The organism is Geodermatophilus sp. DSM 45219, from assembly GCF_900104025.1.
Classification (GTDB): Bacteria; Actinomycetota; Actinomycetes; order Mycobacteriales; family Geodermatophilaceae; genus Geodermatophilus.
The window spans coordinates 91,025-107,732 of sequence record NZ_FNIQ01000009.1; the positions used below are offsets into that span (position 1 = coordinate 91,025).

General features: G+C 73.9%; 13 protein-coding genes. 10 read left to right on the forward strand and 3 right to left on the reverse strand.

The window, feature by feature from the left end; all coding sequences use genetic code 11:
* Nucleotides 1-153: 153 nt before the first annotated feature.
* The 5 genes from BLR12_RS22975 (at nt 154) to BLR12_RS22995 (ending at nt 9,226) form a co-directional block, all read left to right on the forward strand.
* Nucleotides 154-3,021 carry a helix-turn-helix transcriptional regulator gene (locus BLR12_RS22975; protein ID WP_143018837.1) on the forward strand — a complete coding sequence of 956 codons (2,868 nt, stop codon included), beginning with the start codon at nt 154-156 and terminating at the stop codon, nt 3,019-3,021.
* A 155-nt stretch (nt 3,022-3,176) separates the two neighbouring features.
* Nucleotides 3,177-4,343 carry a hypothetical protein gene (locus BLR12_RS22980; protein ID WP_091382853.1) on the forward strand — a complete coding sequence of 389 codons (1,167 nt, stop codon included), beginning with the start codon at nt 3,177-3,179 and terminating at the stop codon, nt 4,341-4,343.
* A 277-nt stretch (nt 4,344-4,620) separates the two neighbouring features.
* On the forward strand, nt 4,621-4,947 hold the full coding sequence (locus tag BLR12_RS22985) for a DUF6504 family protein (RefSeq protein WP_091382855.1): 327 nt from the start codon (nt 4,621-4,623) through the stop codon (nt 4,945-4,947).
* The gene (locus tag BLR12_RS22990; RefSeq protein WP_091382857.1) at nt 4,947-5,432 is read left to right on the forward strand and encodes an SAV_6107 family HEPN domain-containing protein; all 486 of its coding nucleotides are present in this window, start codon (nt 4,947-4,949) and stop codon (nt 5,430-5,432) included. The genes BLR12_RS22985 and BLR12_RS22990 overlap by 1 nt, the downstream gene beginning before the upstream one ends.
* The gene (locus tag BLR12_RS22995; RefSeq protein ID WP_091382859.1) at nt 5,429-9,226 is read left to right on the forward strand and encodes a DNA polymerase III subunit alpha; all 3,798 of its coding nucleotides are present in this window, start codon (nt 5,429-5,431) and stop codon (nt 9,224-9,226) included. Before BLR12_RS22990 ends, BLR12_RS22995 begins: the two co-directional genes overlap by 4 nt.
* 23 nt (nt 9,227-9,249) lie before the next feature.
* On the opposite strand, the gene BLR12_RS23000 is transcribed toward BLR12_RS22995, so the two are convergent.
* The gene (locus tag BLR12_RS23000) at nt 9,250-10,383 is read right to left on the reverse strand and encodes a TIR domain-containing protein (RefSeq protein WP_143018838.1); all 1,134 of its coding nucleotides are present in this window, start codon (nt 10,381-10,383) and stop codon (nt 9,250-9,252) included.
* Nucleotides 10,384-10,747: 364 nt separating this feature from the next.
* Here BLR12_RS23000 and BLR12_RS23005 point away from each other — a divergent pair, with 364 nt between their 5' ends.
* The 5 genes from BLR12_RS23005 (at nt 10,748) to BLR12_RS23020 (ending at nt 14,672) form a co-directional block, all read left to right on the forward strand.
* Nucleotides 10,748-11,227 (forward strand): VOC family protein, encoded by a 480-nt coding sequence (locus tag BLR12_RS23005; RefSeq protein ID WP_091382863.1) that lies wholly within the window; start codon nt 10,748-10,750, stop codon nt 11,225-11,227.
* 136 nt (nt 11,228-11,363) lie between these two features.
* Nucleotides 11,364-12,119, forward strand: a complete 756-nt coding sequence (locus tag BLR12_RS23010) for a class I SAM-dependent methyltransferase (protein ID WP_091382864.1) — start codon at nt 11,364-11,366, stop codon at nt 12,117-12,119.
* On the forward strand, nt 12,116-13,300 hold the full coding sequence (locus BLR12_RS23015; RefSeq protein WP_091382866.1) for an alkaline phosphatase family protein: 1,185 nt from the start codon (nt 12,116-12,118) through the stop codon (nt 13,298-13,300). The genes BLR12_RS23010 and BLR12_RS23015 overlap by 4 nt, the downstream gene beginning before the upstream one ends.
* A gap of 101 nt (nt 13,301-13,401) precedes the next feature.
* The gene (locus BLR12_RS25435; protein ID WP_255363721.1) at nt 13,402-13,869 is read left to right on the forward strand and encodes a serine hydrolase; all 468 of its coding nucleotides are present in this window, start codon (nt 13,402-13,404) and stop codon (nt 13,867-13,869) included.
* Nucleotides 13,818-14,672 carry a serine hydrolase domain-containing protein gene (locus BLR12_RS23020; RefSeq protein WP_255363722.1) on the forward strand — a complete coding sequence of 285 codons (855 nt, stop codon included), beginning with the start codon at nt 13,818-13,820 and terminating at the stop codon, nt 14,670-14,672. The genes BLR12_RS25435 and BLR12_RS23020 overlap by 52 nt, the downstream gene beginning before the upstream one ends.
* Before the next feature lie 15 nt (nt 14,673-14,687).
* On the opposite strand, the gene BLR12_RS23025 is transcribed toward BLR12_RS23020, so the two are convergent.
* A complete protein-coding gene (locus BLR12_RS23025) occupies nt 14,688-15,686 on the reverse strand; it encodes a sucrase ferredoxin (RefSeq protein ID WP_255363723.1) in 999 nt (332 codons plus the stop codon).
* On the reverse strand, nt 15,649-16,674 hold the full coding sequence (locus tag BLR12_RS23030; protein WP_369803489.1) for a cupin domain-containing protein: 1,026 nt from the start codon (nt 16,672-16,674) through the stop codon (nt 15,649-15,651). The genes BLR12_RS23025 and BLR12_RS23030 overlap by 38 nt, the downstream gene beginning before the upstream one ends.
* Between the last annotated feature and the right edge of the window lie 34 nt (nt 16,675-16,708).

Here is a 16,708-nt window from a genome sequence, read left to right on the forward strand (position 1 = left end):
GCGTGAGGCAGCCGCCCCGCCCCGACACCGGTCCGGTCCCCGTCGTTGCTGGCTCTCCACCGACCGTGACGGACCAGATGCCTGTCGTCATGGGCGCAGATCACCGGGTTCTGCGACTGGCCGGTGCCGCAACGCCGTTCACACGATGCTGCCGTGACACTGGGTGGCCGGACGGGGACCGATCACCACATGGCCCGGGCCGGTGGTGACGACGTACGCCAGGGTCTCGTGGGGCGCGACGCCGAGCTGGGCGTCCTCGAGGGCGCTCTGACGGACGGCGCCGCCTCGGCAGGCCGGCTCGTCGTCCTCGAAGGCGAGGCGGGGGCGGGCAAGAGCCGATTGGTGGAAGCGGCTGCCGCTCGGGCGCGCGAGCTCGGGTTCCAGGTGTTCCGCGCCCGCGGCGCGATACTCGAGGAAGACCTGTCCTTCGGCATCGTGCGGCAGTTGTTCGAACGGCCTCTGGCAGAGCTCCCACCCGCCGCGCGCGAGGACCTCCTGGCCGGGGCGGCCCAGCTGGCCGGGCCACTCGTGGACGTCAGCCGGACGCCGGAAGTGCCCGGCCCGGACACGCATGGGCTCTTGCACGGGCTGTACTGGCTGACGGCCGGTCTCTGCCGAGCGGGCCCGCTGCTCCTCACGGTCGACGACGTGCAGTGGGCGGACGCCTCGTCGGGCCGGTGGTTGGACCACCTCACGCGACGGCTCGACGGGTTGCCCCTGGTCGTCGTCCTGGCGCGGCGTCCGGCGCGTACCCCTGCTCGCTGGCCGGGCGCCGCCGCGGAGGACCCCGGAGGCACCTGCCGCCTCGTCCTGGGCGGACTCGACGCGGCCTCTGTCGGGGTGCTGGTGCGCGCCGCGCTGGAGGACCGGGCGACGCCGTCGGTGGTCGCCGCGTGCGCCACGCAGACGGGGGGGAATCCGTTCCTGCTGCGCGAGTTGCTGGCCGCGCTGCCGTCGGGCGCGCTGGACGTCCCCATCGTCCGCGCCTGCGGTCCCGAGCGGCTCGCGCAGGCGGTCTCGGCGCGCATGGCAGCGGCGGGACCGGGCGCGTCCGCCCTGGCCGACGCGGTCGCCGTCCTCGGCGATGGCGTGGAACTGCGGCTGGCCGCCAGGCTGGCCGGCATCGGGGTGCGGCAGGGGGAGCTCGCGGCCGACACGCTGGCGGATGTCGGCGTCCTCGCTCCCGGCCGGCCACTCGCCTACGTGCACGCGATCGTCCGTCAGGCCCTCCACGGGCGCCGTCCGGCGGGTGAGCGCGCGCTGGCCCACGCAGCCGCGGCGCGGCTCCTGGCTCGAGAGGACGCGCCGGTCGAGCAGGTCGCAGCGCACCTGGTGCGGACCGACCCGGCGGGGAGCAGGTGGGCGGTCGACCAGCTGCGGGCGGCGGCTCGTCGTGCGCTCGACCAGGGCGCCCCGGACAGCGCCGTCAGCTACCTGCGCCGGGCCCTCAGGGAACCCCCGCACCAGCGTTACGACGTGCTCCTCGAGTTGGGACGGGCGGAGGCGCGGGTGCACCATCCCGACGCCGAGGACCACCTGGAGGCCGTCTTCGCCAGGGCACGGGCCCCGGAGCGCCGTGCGACCGCCGCCCTCGAGCTCGCCCGGCTGCTGCTGGCCGCCGGTCGGCCCGGCCGGGCGACCGACGTGCTCGACTGCGCAGTCATCGGTCTCGAGGGGGCTCGCCCCGAGTTCGCCTTGGTGTTGGAGTGCGAGCGGATGGCCGCGGCGATGGGCTCACTGTGCCGGGCCACGGGTTCCGTGGAGCGGTTCGAGGCCGTGGTCGCCAGGGCTGCGCCGGTCGACCCGTCCCAGGGCCGCCTGCTGATGGCCCTGCGCGCGGTGGGCTGGCTCGCCATGGGGGACGACCGAGCCGGGAGCCTGGCGTTGGCCCGCAGCGCCCTCGCCGGTGGGCGGCTGCTCGCGGAGCAGGGGTGCGAGTCGATGGCCTACTACTTCGCCTGCAACGCCGTGGCGGGGTGCGACGAGCTGGCCGAGGGCTGTGCTGCTCTGAGCGCCGCTGTGGAGGAGGCCCAGCAACGCGGGTCGCAGCACGGGTACGGGTTCGCCTCGGCTTGGCGGTCGTGGGCGCTGCTGCGTAGCGGCGACATCGGTGGTGCGGAGCTGGACGCCTCGGTGGTCGACCAGTGGGAGGGCGAGACCGGGCACGGGTTCAACCAGGCCGTGGCCGCCAGCGTCCTCGCCGAGGTCCAACTCGAGCGTGACGACGTCTCGGGTGCGCGGGCCACTGTGACCCGTGCATGGGCGCAGTGCCAGGACGACCAGGTCACCAACGTGTACCTGCGCTTCGTGGACGCGCGGCTGCAGCTCCTCAGTGGTGACCCGCGGAGCGCACTGGAACAGGCGTGGGCCGCCGGCCAGCAGGCCAGGACGACCGGCTATCCCTTCCCGAGTCTGCTGCCGTGGCGCAGTACCGCCGCCCTCGCCCACTGGGCGCTGGGCCACGAGGACGTGGCCTGGGACCTCGTCACGGAGGAGGTCGAACTGACGCGACGTTTCAGAGCCCCTCGGGCTCTCGGGATGGCTCTCCGTGCCCAGGCCCTGACCGGACCCCTGGCCGACCGCGTCGACGTGCTGTGGGAAGCGGTGGCGGTCCTGGAGGCGAGTCAGGCGCGCCTGGAGCACGCCCGGACGCTGCTGGAGCTCGGGGCGGCTCTGCGCCGCGCGGGGCATCGGGAGGACGCTCGCCGTCCGCTCCGGGAGGCGCTCGACCTGGCCAACCGCTGCGGGGCCGTCCGCGAGGCGCGGCGCGCGTCGGAGGAACTCGTGGTCACCGGCGCCCGACCTCGCCGTCCAGCGCTGTCCGGCCTGGACGCGCTGACCCCGGCCGAGATGCGTGTCGCCCGGTGTGCCGCCCAGGACCTGACGACACGGGAGATCGCACAGCGACTGTTCGTGACGATCAAGACGGTGGAGACCCACCTCACCCGCACCTACCGGAAGTTGGGCATCACCTCGCGACCCGAGCTCAAGGACGTCTTCGCTCGCTGTGCGGTCGCCTGAGGAGCGCGGCCCCTCGACGTCCGATGGCCACTGACGGACCAGGACGTTTCGTCGGGGTCGGGAAGCCCGAACGTCAGGGTCTCCGCCCTGACGACGGCCGCTGGTCTCGATGTGACGGTCGTGCTCCGACCCACCCAGGAGGAGGAGCTCAGCTCATGCCCGCCATCGCAGTAGCCGGTCGCCCCCGGGATCCCGACTTCGCCAACGTGACGCAGGCCGTGGTGCACGCGGTCCTTGCTTCGGCCACGCGTGCCAGCGTTGCCGGACGCGGCGTTCCCAACGTGCAGATGCCTCAGGATCCCCAGTCGCTGGAGCACACCTTCATGGCGATGTTCTCGGACTCGAACACCAGAGCCCGCCAATTGCGTCGGGCCTTCGCACGTCAGAGCGGGAGGTTGTCGGGGAGCCTGACCGGCGTGGACTTCCGGGACAGCCGGCCGGTGATCGAACAGGTGCTGGGCAAGCGGGCGGCGAACTCGCCCATCATGAGCCGGAGCGCCCTCGAGGTCTTCAGGCGCAGCCCGAGGACGCAGTGGTCGGACCTGGTCCTCAAGAACATGGGTTTCCCACGCTTGGCGGCCGTACCGGATGACGAGCCGGAGCCGCAGTCACCGCCCCGCGAGGCCAAGCAGCTCGTCCTCCGGGTGAAGCGAGTGCACTGCGTACAGCGCGTCGGATGGGAGGCCACTGACTGGGACGGGAAGGACGTGATCCTGTGCGGCGGTCTGGGTTTCGACTCGACGCTGCAGTCCCCGCCGCCGGCCGGGAGCCCGAGCAGTGCTCACTACAGGAAGGTTCCCCAGTTCACGGTCGGGACGTTCCCCGTCGACGGCGGGAAGAAGGAGTACGACCCGGACAAGACCTTCTGCACGTGGGACCTCACCGCCTCCGGTGACTGGCCCCGGGCCTTCTTCGCGGTGATCGCCGTGGCCGAGCAGGACAGTGGTGAGGAGTTCGCACAATTGATGGAGGAGATCTGGCAAATCCTCTCCCCGGTGGTGCTTCAGGCAGTTTCGATCGCAGCGGTGGCTCTGACGGGCTTCGCGATCGGGTCCCTGGTCGGCACGGAGATCGCCCCGCTGATCGGGACGGCAGTTGGCGGCGCTGTCGGCGCCGCCATCGGTGCCGTGGTGGGAGTGGTGATCGACTCCCTCCGCGATGATGTCCTGGAGACGGCGGACACGCCGGTCTCGCTCTTGCTGCCGAGTCGCTCCCAAACCTTCCCTGGGGGGAGCGCGAGCGACGTCTACACCTCGGAGTACGTGCGCCCACGCGCATCGGGGAACTACAACCTCAGCTATCAGTGGAAGTTGACCTACTGAGTCGGCCGGGGGCGAGTTGGGTCGACAGGGGCGGTCCACCGTGAGGGGACCACTCCTGTCGGCTCCCTCCCACATGATGACGGGGCGGTGCAGGAGTCCTCGGGTCCAGACGAGGTTGGTGCGCTCTCGCTTGACGTCGTCAGTGGAGTGAGGTCTACTCGACGTCGTTCGAACACCCGTTCGAACGACGTCGGCCTCCCGCCGCACCCGGGTCCTTCCCCACCCGGTGCGGCGGGTCGGGGCTGGTGGGGCGGCGCAGAGCGGTGGGGAGTCTGTCATGAGCCGGGTGCTGGGCGGGGTCGGCGAGCGGGTCGGCGAGGAGGTGCAGGTCGAGCGCGGGCCGCTCGGGCCGGCGCAGTTCTGGCGCGGGCAGTCCCGCTACGTCGTGGGCGAGCTGCTCGACTCGTGGGTGGAGACCGCCCCGTGGTGGCAGCGCGGTGCCGTGGGAGCCGGTGGCGCCTCCGCCGAGCTGGTTGCCACCCGCCAGGTGTGGCGGGTCGAGGCGGTCCGGGCCGGCCGGTCGCGGATGAGCTTCGCCGGCGTCTTCGACCTCAGCTGGGAGTCCGCGGACAACCGCTGGTCGCTCGTGCGGGTGCACGACTGATGGGAGCCGTCCGCGTCATGGCCGACCAGCTGCCCCTGCCCCCGGCGCTGCCGCCGGCCGCCCGCCAGCTGCTCGACCAGGCCTCCCGGGCGCTGGCCGAGGCGGCGGCGAGCACCGACGCCCGGCAGCGCTACGCCACCGCCCACCTGGGCGCGCTGCGCGCGGCCGCCGCGGTGCTGGCCGCCCGCACCCGGCCGGAGTCCGGCCGCCGCCGCCCGCGCAGCGCCTGGGTGCTCCTCGGCCAGATCTCACCCGAGCTGGGGGAGTGGGCCACCTTCTTCGCCGCCGGGGCGGCCAAGCGGGCCGCCGCCGAGGCGGGGCTGTCCCACGCGGTCACCGACCGCGAGGCCGACGACCTGGTCCGCGACGTCCGCGCCTTCCTCGACGTCGTGGAGCACGCGCTGGGCAGCACGCCGCCGCCGGAGTCGCCCCGGCACGGGCGTCCCCGGGTGGTCGGCGGGTCCGAGCACCGGAACGGGAGGTGAGGGCCGACCCCTTCGTCCACCTGCACGTCGCCTCGGGCTACTCCATGCAGTACGGGGCCAACCACCCGGTCGACCTGGTCGAGCGGGCGGCCGAGCACGGCATGCGGTCCCTGGCGCTCACCGACCGCGACGGGCTGTACGGCGCGGTGAAGTTCGCGCTGGCCTGCCGGGCGGCCGACGTGCGCCCGCTGTTCGGGGTGGACCTGGCGGTGACGCCCTCGGTGGACTCGACCGTCCCGCCGGCCCTCGCCCCGGTGGTCGGCGGCGCGCACTCGGCGCAGCGGGCACGGTCCCGCCGGCCCGGCGCGCCGGACGACGAGCCGGGCCGGACCGGGCGCCGCTCACCGGCCCGTGGCGGGGCCGGTGTCGACCCGCGGCTGCCGCGGGTCACCTTCCTCGCCCGGGACGGCGCCGGCTGGCGGTCGCTGTGCCGGCTGACCAGCGCCACCCACCTGCGCGGCACGCGCGGGGAGCCGGTGAGCTCGCTGGCGCTGGCCGCCGAGCACGCCCCCGGGCTGGTCGCCCTGCTCGGCCCCGACTCCCCGGTCGGCCGGGCGCTGGCCGCCGGCCGGGCCGACGTGGCCTCCGCCCGGCTGTCGGCCTGGCGCGCGGTGTTCGGCCCCGGCTCGCTGGTGCTGGAGGTCGTGCACCACCGCGGCCGCGGCGACCGCTCGCGGGCGCAGGCGCTGCTGCGCTTCGCCGAGGCCGAGGGCGTGCCGGTGGTGCTGACCAACGCCGTCCGCTACGTCGACGCGCTGGACGCGCCGACCGCCGACGTCCTGGACGCGGCGCGCCGGCTGGTCCCGCTGGACGCCCGGCACGTCGACCGGCGCACCGCCGAGGGGTACCTGAAGTCGGGCAAGGAGATGGCCGAGGTCGCCGAGGACCTCGCCGGCCCCGACCGTGACGCGGCGGTGCGGCTGCTCGAGCGCACCGCCCGCCTGGCCGAGCAGTGCGCCGTCGACGTCCGGGCCGACCTGGGCATCGGCACCGTGCGCTACCCGGAGCTGGACGTGGTGACCACCCCGGCCGAGCAGGGGATGGGTCCCTCGGCGGTGCTGCGCGTCCGCTGCGAGGCGGGGCTGGGCCGGCGGGGGATGGCCCGCACGCAGGAGGTGGTGCGCCGGCTGGACGACGAGCTGGCGGTCATCGACGCGCTCGGCTACCCGTCCTACTTCCTCACCGTCGCCGACGTGGTGGACCTCATCAAGAGCCTGAGGGTCCGGGCCGCGGCGCGGGGATCGGGCGCGGGCAGCCTGGTCACCTACCTGCTGGGCATCTCCGACGTCGACCCGATCCGCTACGGCCTGCTGATGGAGCGCTTCCTCTCCCCGCTGCGCCACCAGCTGCCCGACGTCGACATCGACGTGGAGTCCGCGCGGCGGATGGAGGTCTACGACGCGGTCATCGACCGCTTCGGCGCCCACCGGGTCAGCTGCATCTCGATGATGGACACCTACCGGGTGCGGCACGCCATCCGCGACGTCGGTGCCGCGCTCGGGCTGCCGCCGGCCGAGGTCGACGCGGTCGCCAAGGCCTTCCCGCACATCCGGGCCAACCAGGTGCACGCCGCGCTCAAGGACCTCCCGGAGCTGCGCGCCAGCCGGCTGGGCTCGCGGCGCGGTGGCGGCACCGGCGACCTGGACCTGCTGTTCGACCTCGTCGCCCGGCTCGACGGGCTGCCACGGCACATCGCCCTGCACCCGTGCGGGGTGCTGCTCTCCGACGCCACGCTGCTCGACCGCACCCCGGTGGAGAACAGCTACCTGGGTTACCCGATGAGCCAGTTCGACAAGGACGACGTCGAGGAGCTCGGGCTGCTCAAGCTCGACCTGCTGGGCATCCGGATGCAGTCGGCGATCGCGCACGCCCTCGACGAGGTGGCCCGGGTCGACGGCGAGACCGTCGACATCGACGCCGTCCCGCGCGACGACCCGACGACGTTCGAGCTGATCCGCAGCACCCGCACGCTCGGCATGTTCCAGATCGAGTCGCCGGGGCAGCGGGAGCTGGTCGGCAAGTTCGGGCCGCGGACGTTCGAGGACGTCGTCATCGACATCTCGCTGTTCCGGCCCGGACCGGTGAAGAGCGACATGGTCACCCCGTTCCTGCTGGCCCGGAACGGCTGGCGCGACCCGGTCTACCCGCACCCCGACCTCGCGCCGTACCTGGCCGAGACCGCCGGGGTGGTCGTCTTCCACGAGCAGGTGCTGCAGATCGTGGCGCAGATGACCGGCTGCGACCTGGCCCAGGCCGACGAGGCGCGCCGCGCGCTGGGCAGCCGGGAGCTGCATGCCGAGGTGCGGGCGTGGTTCATGCCGGAGGCGGTGCAGCGCTACCCGGTCGAGGTGGTCGAGCAGGTGTGGGAGGTGCTGGTCGCCTTCGGCTCCTTCGGCTTCTGCAAGGCCCACGCCGCGGCGTTCGCGCTGCCCACCTACCAGTCGGCCTGGCTCAAGACCCACCACCCGGCGGCGTTCCTCGCCGGGGTGCTCACCCACGACCCGGGCATGTACCCGAAGCGGTTGATCCTCGACGACGCCCGGAACTTCGGCGTGCGGGTGCTGGGCCTGGACGTCAACGCCTCGACCGGCGCCTACCGGGTCGAGCGGCTCGGGTCCGGCGTCGACCCCGAGGGTGAGCCTGAGGTCGAGACCCATGGGTGGGTGCGGCCGGAGTGGATGCCGGTGGCGATGGCCGACCCGTCCCGCTACGGCATCCGGCTGTCCCTGACCGACGTCAAGGGCATCTCCGCCGACGAGGTCGAGCGGGTCGTGGCCGGGCAGCCCTACCGCTCGCTCACCGACTTCTGGCACCGGGCGTCGGTGTCCCGGCCGGTGGTGGAGCGGCTGGTGCTGGCCGGCGGCTTCGACTCCCTCTACGGCTTCGGCGTCCGCGACCGCGAGGCCGGCCGGCCCACCCGCGGCCGCCGGCAGGTCACCCGCCGCGACCTGCTGCTGCAGATCGGCGAGCTCGACCGGTGGAGCCGCAGCGGCGCCCGGGCCGCCACCACCGGGCAGCTCAGCCTCGACCTCATGGGGCTGGAGCTGCCCGGTGAGGAGGAGGCACAGGACCCCGGGCTGGACTGGGCCGAGGGCAGCGGGCTGCCGGAGTTCACCGACGCCGAGCTGGTGCGCGCCGAGCTGGAGGTGCTCGGCCTGGACGCCAGCCGGCACGTCGTCGACTTCTACCGGCCGTTCCTGGCCGCCATCGGCGCGGTACCCGCCGGTGAGCTGCTCGGCAGCCGCAGCGGCGCGGAGGTGCTGGTCGCCGGGGTCAAGGTGGCCACCCAGACGCCGCCGATCCGCTCCGGCCGGCGGGTGGTCTTCGTGACCCTCGACGACGGCACCGGCTGCACCGACTCCACCTTCTTCGAGGACGCGCAGGGTCCCTACGCCGCGACGGTCTTCCACTCGTGGTTGCTGGTGATCCGCGGGGTGCTGCGGCGCACCGGCCCGCGCGGGATGTCGATCCGCGCCACCGGGGCGTGGGAGCTGCCGGCGCTGTACGAGGCGTGGGAGGCCGGCGGGCTGGACGCCGTGGCCGAGCAGATGGCCGCGGAGGGGGAGTACACGGAGGAGTCGATCGCCGGGGCGGCGGCCTCGCGCGGGTCGCGGCCGGTGGTGGTCAAGCCGGTGCTGGTGCACCCCACCGGGTTCCGGATGTCGCCCTACGCCGACATCAAGCCCGCCGGTGAGGACGCGATGACCGTGGCCCGGCGCGACGCCACCCGCCGGGGGACGACGTCGGCGCCGCGCAAGCTCTGGCACTCCAGCCCGGGCAGCTCCGGCCAGTAAGGCGCTCGCTGACCGCCCGCAGTTTATTGCTTCTGGCGAAACCCGTTGAAGATTCGCAGCAACTTCATTGTGGCTTCGTAATCCAGTTTTCCTCCGGCAAATCGAGCCTGATAAAGGCCCTGGAGATTGCTGGGAAGTTCAGCTCCTTCCTCCACCAAGAGGATCAGTCGGCCGCGATAAAGTGCGAGAGCGGCGCCGATCTCAATCAAGACATTCGGGTTTAACGTCCTATGTTCGTTGCCGTCTCGGTCAAGAAGGGCAAGTTCGTGCCCTACATGGACAATTCCTGCGGAGCAGGAGCGCATATCGTCCATGACCTTGTCTGGCACGGGCTTCGCGGCCGTCTCTATCTCCACAGAAACCACGGGCTCGAAGCCGCCGAAAGCTAGCACTTCCTTGAGCTGTGCCACGATCTCGCGGTTCTTGCCATGACTAACAAAAACTCGATTGTTTGTAGACGTGTCCAGTGGCGCTGCCACCAGCGCACCCTCACGGTTTGAGCGCTCGGTCGGAGGGTCGGTTGTAGAGGCGCCGACCTCATTTTCAGCGGACGGGGCGCCCGCCCTGTGCTCCTCGGGGTCCGGCTCCCTTACTCGGGTGTCAGCTCCTTCAAGAGTGACATACTGACTGCCTTTTACTGTTTCGAGAAAACCGTAATCCCTGGCGTTTTCGAGGATAGTCTCGAGAGCTCGGGCGGTCGCGTCCACCGACACCCCTAGTTCCTCGAGAACATTGAGTGCGATCTTCTCGTTTGGGACTCTATTTTTATCGTAGCGCGCGAGAAACTCGCGCGGGATACGCGGCGAAAGGGCAGCCTCGCGCTGGGCCGCCAGGTCGTCGCCCTCTTCCGTCGGAGCAACCGCTCGCCGGCCGCGCTCAGTGAGACCAATTCGATCGGCGTATCCACCCGCATCCGTCAGCCCATACGCGGTCGCTGCCCCAGTGAGCATCCGGAAAGTGCTTGACCGGGGGCTCAGGTTGAGCGCCTTCGCCAGCATGAGCGCGGATGCAGGCTGCTTCCCGAACTGATCCCGGAGTGCCTCCGCGACTGTGAGCGCCTGCTTCAAGGTGTACGCGGGGATGTCCGACTGGAGGACTCGTGCACGCTTCTTCGGGGAGTCTTCGCTGGGTGATGGTGCTGCTGCTAGACGTGCCACAGGGCCCTCCTTCGTGGGACTCCCTCGACGCTACGCCGACTTGTGGTGGACGTCACACGGTTCGGAGACCGGGTTTGAAGTCGCACAAACCCATGCGTCAGTCCGCGTTGACCAGCGCATTCGTGTCATGACTCACCAAAGTGGATTTGCCTGCCACCGTCATCCCCCTGCCGAGTCGCGCGCAGTCGCGTAGTCGTCGATCACGCAGCGGGTCGGTGCGTTGACCGGTTGCCCAACTGAGGTCCACTTCGCAATGCCGCGAGCGCGGATGTATGGGCCGCCCCGGGCCGATGACTCCGCGGGCCGACGGCGGTCTACTCCTCGACACCACGGCTCCCGCTCCGCCCCCAGAGAGGACACCCCGATGCCCAAGCAGATCCCGTGTCTGTGGTTCGACGGCGCCGCCGAGGAGGCCGCGGCCCACTACACCTCGATCTTTCCGAACTCCTCGATCGGCGAGGTCACCCGCTACGGACCGGGCATGCCGATGCCCGAGGGCACCGCCATGACCGTCGGCTTCACCCTCGACGGCCAGGAGTACACCGCCCTCAACGGCGGCCCGCAGTTCCCGTTCACCGAGGCCGTCTCCTTCCAGATCATGTGCCGCGACCAGGAGGAGGCCGACCACTACTGGACCCGGCTGACCGACGGCGGGGAGGAGAGCATGTGCGGCTGGCTCAAGGACCGCTTCGGCGTCTCGTGGCAGGTCGTGCCCACCGAGCTGACCAGCCTGCTCAGCGATCCCGACCCCGGCCGCGCCCGGCGGGCCACCGAGGCCATGCTGCAGATGCGCCGCATCGACATCGAGGAGATCAAGCGGGCGGCCGACGGCGTCAGCGCCTGAGCGCACGCCGCGGCGGGAGGTGGTGTGCGCGGACGGCGCGTCCTGGGCCCGCGAACGCGCCACGAGCGCACACCACCGACGGCCCGGTCGGTGAGCGGACCGGTGGCCCGCGCCGGCCGCCACTAGGCTCCGACGGGTGCCGCCGTCTGCTCCCGCCTCACCCGCCGCGGACCAGGTGCCCGCCCGCGCGGCCGCCGTCTGGGCCGCCCTCGACCCGCTCGTCGCGGCCGGCCGCCCGTTGCGGGTCCTCGACGTCGGCGGCGGCAGCGGCACCCTCGCCGTCCCGCTGGCCCGGCTCGGTCACGACGTCACCGTGGTCGATCCCAGTGCCGACGCCCTCGCCACCCTGACCCGGCGGGCCCAGACCGCCGGCGTCGGGGAGCGGGTGCACGGCGTGCAGGGCGACGGCGACCAGCTGCACGAGGTCGTGCCCGCCGGCGAGGACGGCGGCAGCTGGGACCTGGCGCTGTGCCACTCGGTGCTCGAGGTGGTCGACGACCCCGCCGCGACGCTGCGCGAGCTCGCCCGGGCCCTGCGCCCCGGCGGCACCGCCAGCGTCGCCTCGGCCAACCGGGCCGGCGCGGTGCTCGCCCGGGCCGCCGCCGGGCACCCCGTCGAGGCCCTCGCCCTGCTGGAGGACCGCGACCCCGCCCCGCGGCGCGCCGCCCGCCCGGCCCGCCGCCGGTTCAGCCCGGAGGACCTGCTCGCGCTGGTCGAGGGCGCGGGGCTGCAGCCGGGCAGCTGGCGCGGGGTCTCCGTCGTCGCCGACCTGCTCGACGCCACGTCCGGCGCCGCTCCCGATGCGGTCCGCCGGCTGGAGCTGGCGCTGGCCGAGAGCTCGCCCTACCGCGACGTCGCGGCCGGGCTGCACCTGCTCGCGACCCGCCCGTGACCGCTCCGGCCGCGGTGCTCCCGCCCGACCTCGCCCGCCCCGACTACGGCCGGTCCACCCTCGCCGACGTGCTGCCCGGCGCCGCCACCGCGCTCGGCGTCCCGGTCGAGCGCGGGGACCTGCCGGCCGACCCGCTCGACCTCACGGCCGCGCTCGGTGGCGCCCGCCGGGTCGCCGTCCTGCTGGTCGACGGGCTGGGCGCGGACCTCGTCCGCGCGCACGCCGGCATCGCCCCCACCCTCGCCGCGCTGGCAACACCGGCCGGTGACCTCTCCGCTCCCTGCCCGAGCACCACCCCGGTCAGCCTCACCACCCTCGGCACCGGCCTGCCGCCGGGCAGCCACGGCGTGCTCGGGTTCGTGACGGCGGTGCCGGGGGAGGAGCGCACCCTCAACCACGTCCAGTGGGCCGACGACCCCGACCCCGCCGTCTGGATGTCGCGGCGCAGTGTCTTCGAGCAGGCCGCCGACGCCGGCGTCGAGGTCACCGCCGTCGCGCCGTACGCGTTCCGCGGGTCGGGCCTGTCGAACGCCGCCTACCGCGGCGCCCGCTACGCCGGCACCGTGGGCGCCGGGGACCTGGCCGCGGTCCTGGTGGAGTCGCTGGCCGCCGCGCCGCGCACCCTCGTCTACGGCTACACCGCCGAGCTCGACCTCACCGGCCACGTGCGCGGGCTCGACTCGGCCAGCTGGCGCGCCCAGCTCGCGCTGGTCGACCGGCTCGTCGAGCAGGTGGTCGACGGCCTGCCCGAGGACGCCGCCCTGCTGGTCACCGCCGACCACGGGATGCTCGACGTCCCGGCGGACACCCGGCTCGACCTCGACGCCCACCCCGAGCTCACCGCGGACGTGCGGCTGCTCGCCGGGGAGCCGCGGGCCCGTTACCTGCACGCCGTCCCCGGCGCCGAGGCCGACCTGCTCGCGCGCTGGCGGGAGGTGCTCGGCGAGCGGGCCTGGGTGGCCAGCCGCGACGAGGCGATCGCCAGCGGTGTCTTCGGGCCGGTGGACGACGACCTGGCCGGCCGCATCGGCGACGTCGTGGCGCTGGCCCGGGGCACCTGGGCGCTGACGGCCACCGAGCAGGAGCCCGGTCCGAGCCGGCTGGTCGGCTACCACGGCTCACTCACCGCGACCGAGCTGGCCATCCCGCTGCTCGCCGCGCGGGGGCGCGCGCTGGCCTGACCCGACGCGGCTGCCGCGGGCGTTGACGGCCCGGAGGCGGCGGGACGACAGTGCCCCACGACCGGAGCCCCAGGTCCTGACCCCGTCAGGTCGGAGTCCCGATGACCGCCAGCCCAGCACGCCGCCTCTCCACCGTCGTCGCGGCGTCGGTCCTGACGACCGTCCTGCTCGCCCCCGGTGCCGCGGCGGCCCCGGCCCAGCCGTCGCCGACCGCCCCGGTGGCAGCGAGCGCGGCCGCCGACCCCGCGCTGCTGGCCGACCTGCGGGGGGACCTCGAGGAGTACCTGCAGGCGCGCGGTGCGGCCGAGCACGTCTCCGCCGCCGCGCTGAGCGTCAGCCTCCTGGGTCAGGAGGCGACCATCGACGTCACCGCCGGGACGACGGAGTTCGGCGGGTCGGTGCCCGTGCAGCCCGATGCCCTCTGGCAGATCGGCAGCAACACCAAGGCGTTCACCTCGGTGCTGCTGCTGCAGCTCGAGGCGGAGGGCCGCCTCTCGATCGACGATCCCCTCGGCCGGTGGCTGCCGCAGTACCGCAGTGGGGCGAGGTCACCATCCGGCGGCTGCTGAACATGACCAGCGGCATCCCGACCTACGACGGCCAGCCGGCCTTCCGCACCGACTACGCCGCCGACCCGCTCAGGCAGTTCACCGCCGAGGAGCTGGTCGACTACGTGGTCGGGGCCCCGGCCACCTCCGGGTTCAGCTACTCGAACACCAACTACGTGCTCGCCGAGATGATCGTCGAGCGGGTGACCGGGACCGGGTACGCGGCCCAGCTGTCCGCCCGGCTCCTGGGGCCGCTGGGCCTCCGGGACACCCACTACCGCTCGCACCGCCATCCCGCGGGGATCGCCGACCGCCAGCCGGCCGGCTACTACAGCGGGACCATCGCGCCGGAGTTCGTACCGCTGGAGGGCCGGGACGTCAGCCAGGCCAGCTTGTCCTGGGCGCGCGGCGCGGGCGGCATCCTGAGCACGACGGCCGATGTCACGTCGTGGGCGCGCCTGCTGTACGCGGGGTGGCTGCTGCCGCCGCAGCAGCAGGCCGAGCTGCTCAGCCTGGTGTCGACGGCCACGGGGGAGCCCATCGAGGCCACGTCCCCCGAGGACCCGTCGGGGTTCGGCCTGGGGGTCGCCCAGGTGACCGACGCCATGGGCACCTTCTGGGCCTACGAGGGCCAGACCCTCGGTTTCCGGTTCCTGCACGCGTACTTCCCGGAGTCCGGGCTCATCGTCGCCATCGGCCTGAACAGCTCACCCGACGAGGACCAGATCGTCGCCCTGGTGACGTCGGTGTACGACACGCTGGTGGCGCGCGGTCTGGTCGAGGCCGTGCTGGTCGAGGCCGTGCCGGCCGGTGCCGGGGCCTGACGTCCCGACGGGGCCTCAGACGCCGGACAGCAGCCGCACGTGCCACGTGCGGCCGTGCGCGGCGTGCACCGCCCGGCAGGTCAGCGGCGCCGGCTCCTCCGACGGGCGGCTCTCCACCTCGGTGACCACGTCGCCGTCCGGACCGGCGAGGGTGACCACCCACCGCTCGACCTCCGCCCCCGCCGGGGTCAGCCGGCGCACCTCGCGGGGCGGCAGGTCGTCGACGCCGAGCAGCGCCAGCTCCTCGCGGGCGGTGTGCTGAGCCGCCTGCGCGGGCGCGGGCATCCCGGAGCGGCCGCGCAACCAGGGCAGCGCGACCCGGCCGCCGGCGTGCGCGGCGACCAGCTCGGCGCCGTCCCCGGGGACCTGCCCGTAGTAGAAGCCGTGCGGCAGCACGAGCACGTTGCTGGCGAAGCGGCAGCCGCCCAGGTGGCTGCACTCCCACACGTCGGGAGCGGGCATCGTCCGGGCCAGCGGCCGCCCGCGCAGTGCGCAGCAGGCGTCGTGGGCGCCGTGCGCGCAGACCAGGTACAGCGGTGCGTCGCTGCGCTCGCCGACCGACCCGTCCCACGGCGCGTCGACCAGCTCGGCGTCGGTGTCGCGGACCGACCACCACACGCCCTCGGCGCCGGGGCGGCCGTCGACGTAGGCCCAGCGCCGCTGCGAGTCGGCCAGTCTGTCGCCCGGACGGCGGATCAGCAGCACCCGCACCTCCTCGGCCCGCGCCCGGTGCGCCAGCCGCGGCGCCACGGCGGGGTCGAACCGGGACTGGGTGAGCGCGTCGGCACCCCACGGGCCGGGCTGCTCCACCAGCAGCCAGCGCTGGGCCGGCGAGGCGGTGGCGACGCCGGAGTCACCGCGGACCAGGGCCTGCACCGAGCAGCGGTCCGCGGCGAGCCGGCCCGCTGGGAGGCCGGGGGCCGCGGGGACCCGGCAGAAGTCGGCCGGGGCCGTCACGCCCGCGGGTCCGGCCGGGTCACGGTCCGTTCCCGGGCGTGCGCTCACGCCCCCCATGGTGCTCCGCGCTCGCCCCGGGCACGGTCGCGATCGACTCGGTCACCAGCCGCCGCGCCAGGGTGAGCTGGTCGGCGGCCTCGAGCCCGGGCAGGTCGGCGACCTTGAGCTCGCCGGCGGCCAGCAGCCCGGCCACGGCTTCCCGGGTCTCGGCGGGCAGCTCGAGGGAGCGCCGGCCGGCGACCAGGGTGACCCGGCCGGCGGCGGCCTCGCGCAGCTGGCAGCGCAGCCGGGCGCGCAGCCGGAGCACGGTGTCGGGGGAGAGGGCCGCGGCGGCGGTCGCCTGGGCCAGCGGGGCCACCGGTTCGGGGCGGACCTGCGACCAGGTGCGGGCGCGCAGCCGGTCGGCGACCTCGGCCGGGTCGACGCGGTCCAGCCAGCCCCGGAGCGCGGTGACGACCGTAGCGACGTCGTCGGCCACCGAGGCCGGGTCGGCGAGGTCGACGCCCAGCGGCAGCGAGCGGCGCAGCTCGGGGTCCTCGGCGGCGAGCACGCGCACGAGGTCGAGCGCGGACTCCGCCGCCGACCAGCGGGTCACCGAGTGGATCCCGACGGTCAGGTGCGCGCTGATCTCGCCCAGCGCCGTCGCCGAGTGCAGGTAGCCGCGCGGCAGGTAGAGCGCGTCCCCGGGGCGCAGCACCGCGTCGATCACCGGCTCGCGCTCGGCGGCGGCGGCCACGGCGGCGGCCCGGTCGTCCCACGGCTGGGTGCGCAGCGGGTCGGTCAGCACCGGCTCGTGGATGCGCCAGTGCTTCTCACCGGCGACCTGCAGCACGAACACGTCGTGGACGTCGTAGTGCGGGGAGAACCCGCGCGAGGACGGCGGGGTGACGTAGGCGTTGACCTGCGTGGGGTGGCCGAGGTCGGCGGCGAGCTGGTCGGCGAACTCGATCAGCGGTGGCCACAGCCGGTGCAGCCCCTGCAGGACGACGGTGCTCCCGTCGGCGAACAGCCGGAGCACCGCGTCGGAGGAGACCTGGTCGGCCACCTCCGCGCCGGCGCCGCCCGAGGTGGTGAAGCGC

What these genes read in the sequence shown, in the direction of transcription:
- BLR12_RS22980 (WP_091382853.1), top strand. Translation starts at nt 3,177, where the DNA reads ATGCCCGCCATCGCAGTAGCCGGTCGCCCCCGGGATCCCGACTTCGCC.
- BLR12_RS22985 (WP_091382855.1), top strand. Translation starts at nt 4,621, where the DNA reads ATGAGCCGGGTGCTGGGCGGGGTCGGCGAGCGGGTCGGCGAGGAGGTG.
- BLR12_RS22990 (WP_091382857.1), top strand. Translation starts at nt 4,947, where the DNA reads ATGGGAGCCGTCCGCGTCATGGCCGACCAGCTGCCCCTGCCCCCGGCG.
- BLR12_RS23005 (WP_091382863.1), top strand. Translation starts at nt 10,748, where the DNA reads ATGCCCAAGCAGATCCCGTGTCTGTGGTTCGACGGCGCCGCCGAGGAG.
- BLR12_RS25435 (WP_255363721.1), top strand. Translation starts at nt 13,402, where the DNA reads ATGACCGCCAGCCCAGCACGCCGCCTCTCCACCGTCGTCGCGGCGTCG.
- BLR12_RS23025 (WP_255363723.1), bottom strand. Translation starts at nt 15,686, where the DNA reads ATGGGGGGCGTGAGCGCACGCCCGGGAACGGACCGTGACCCGGCCGGA.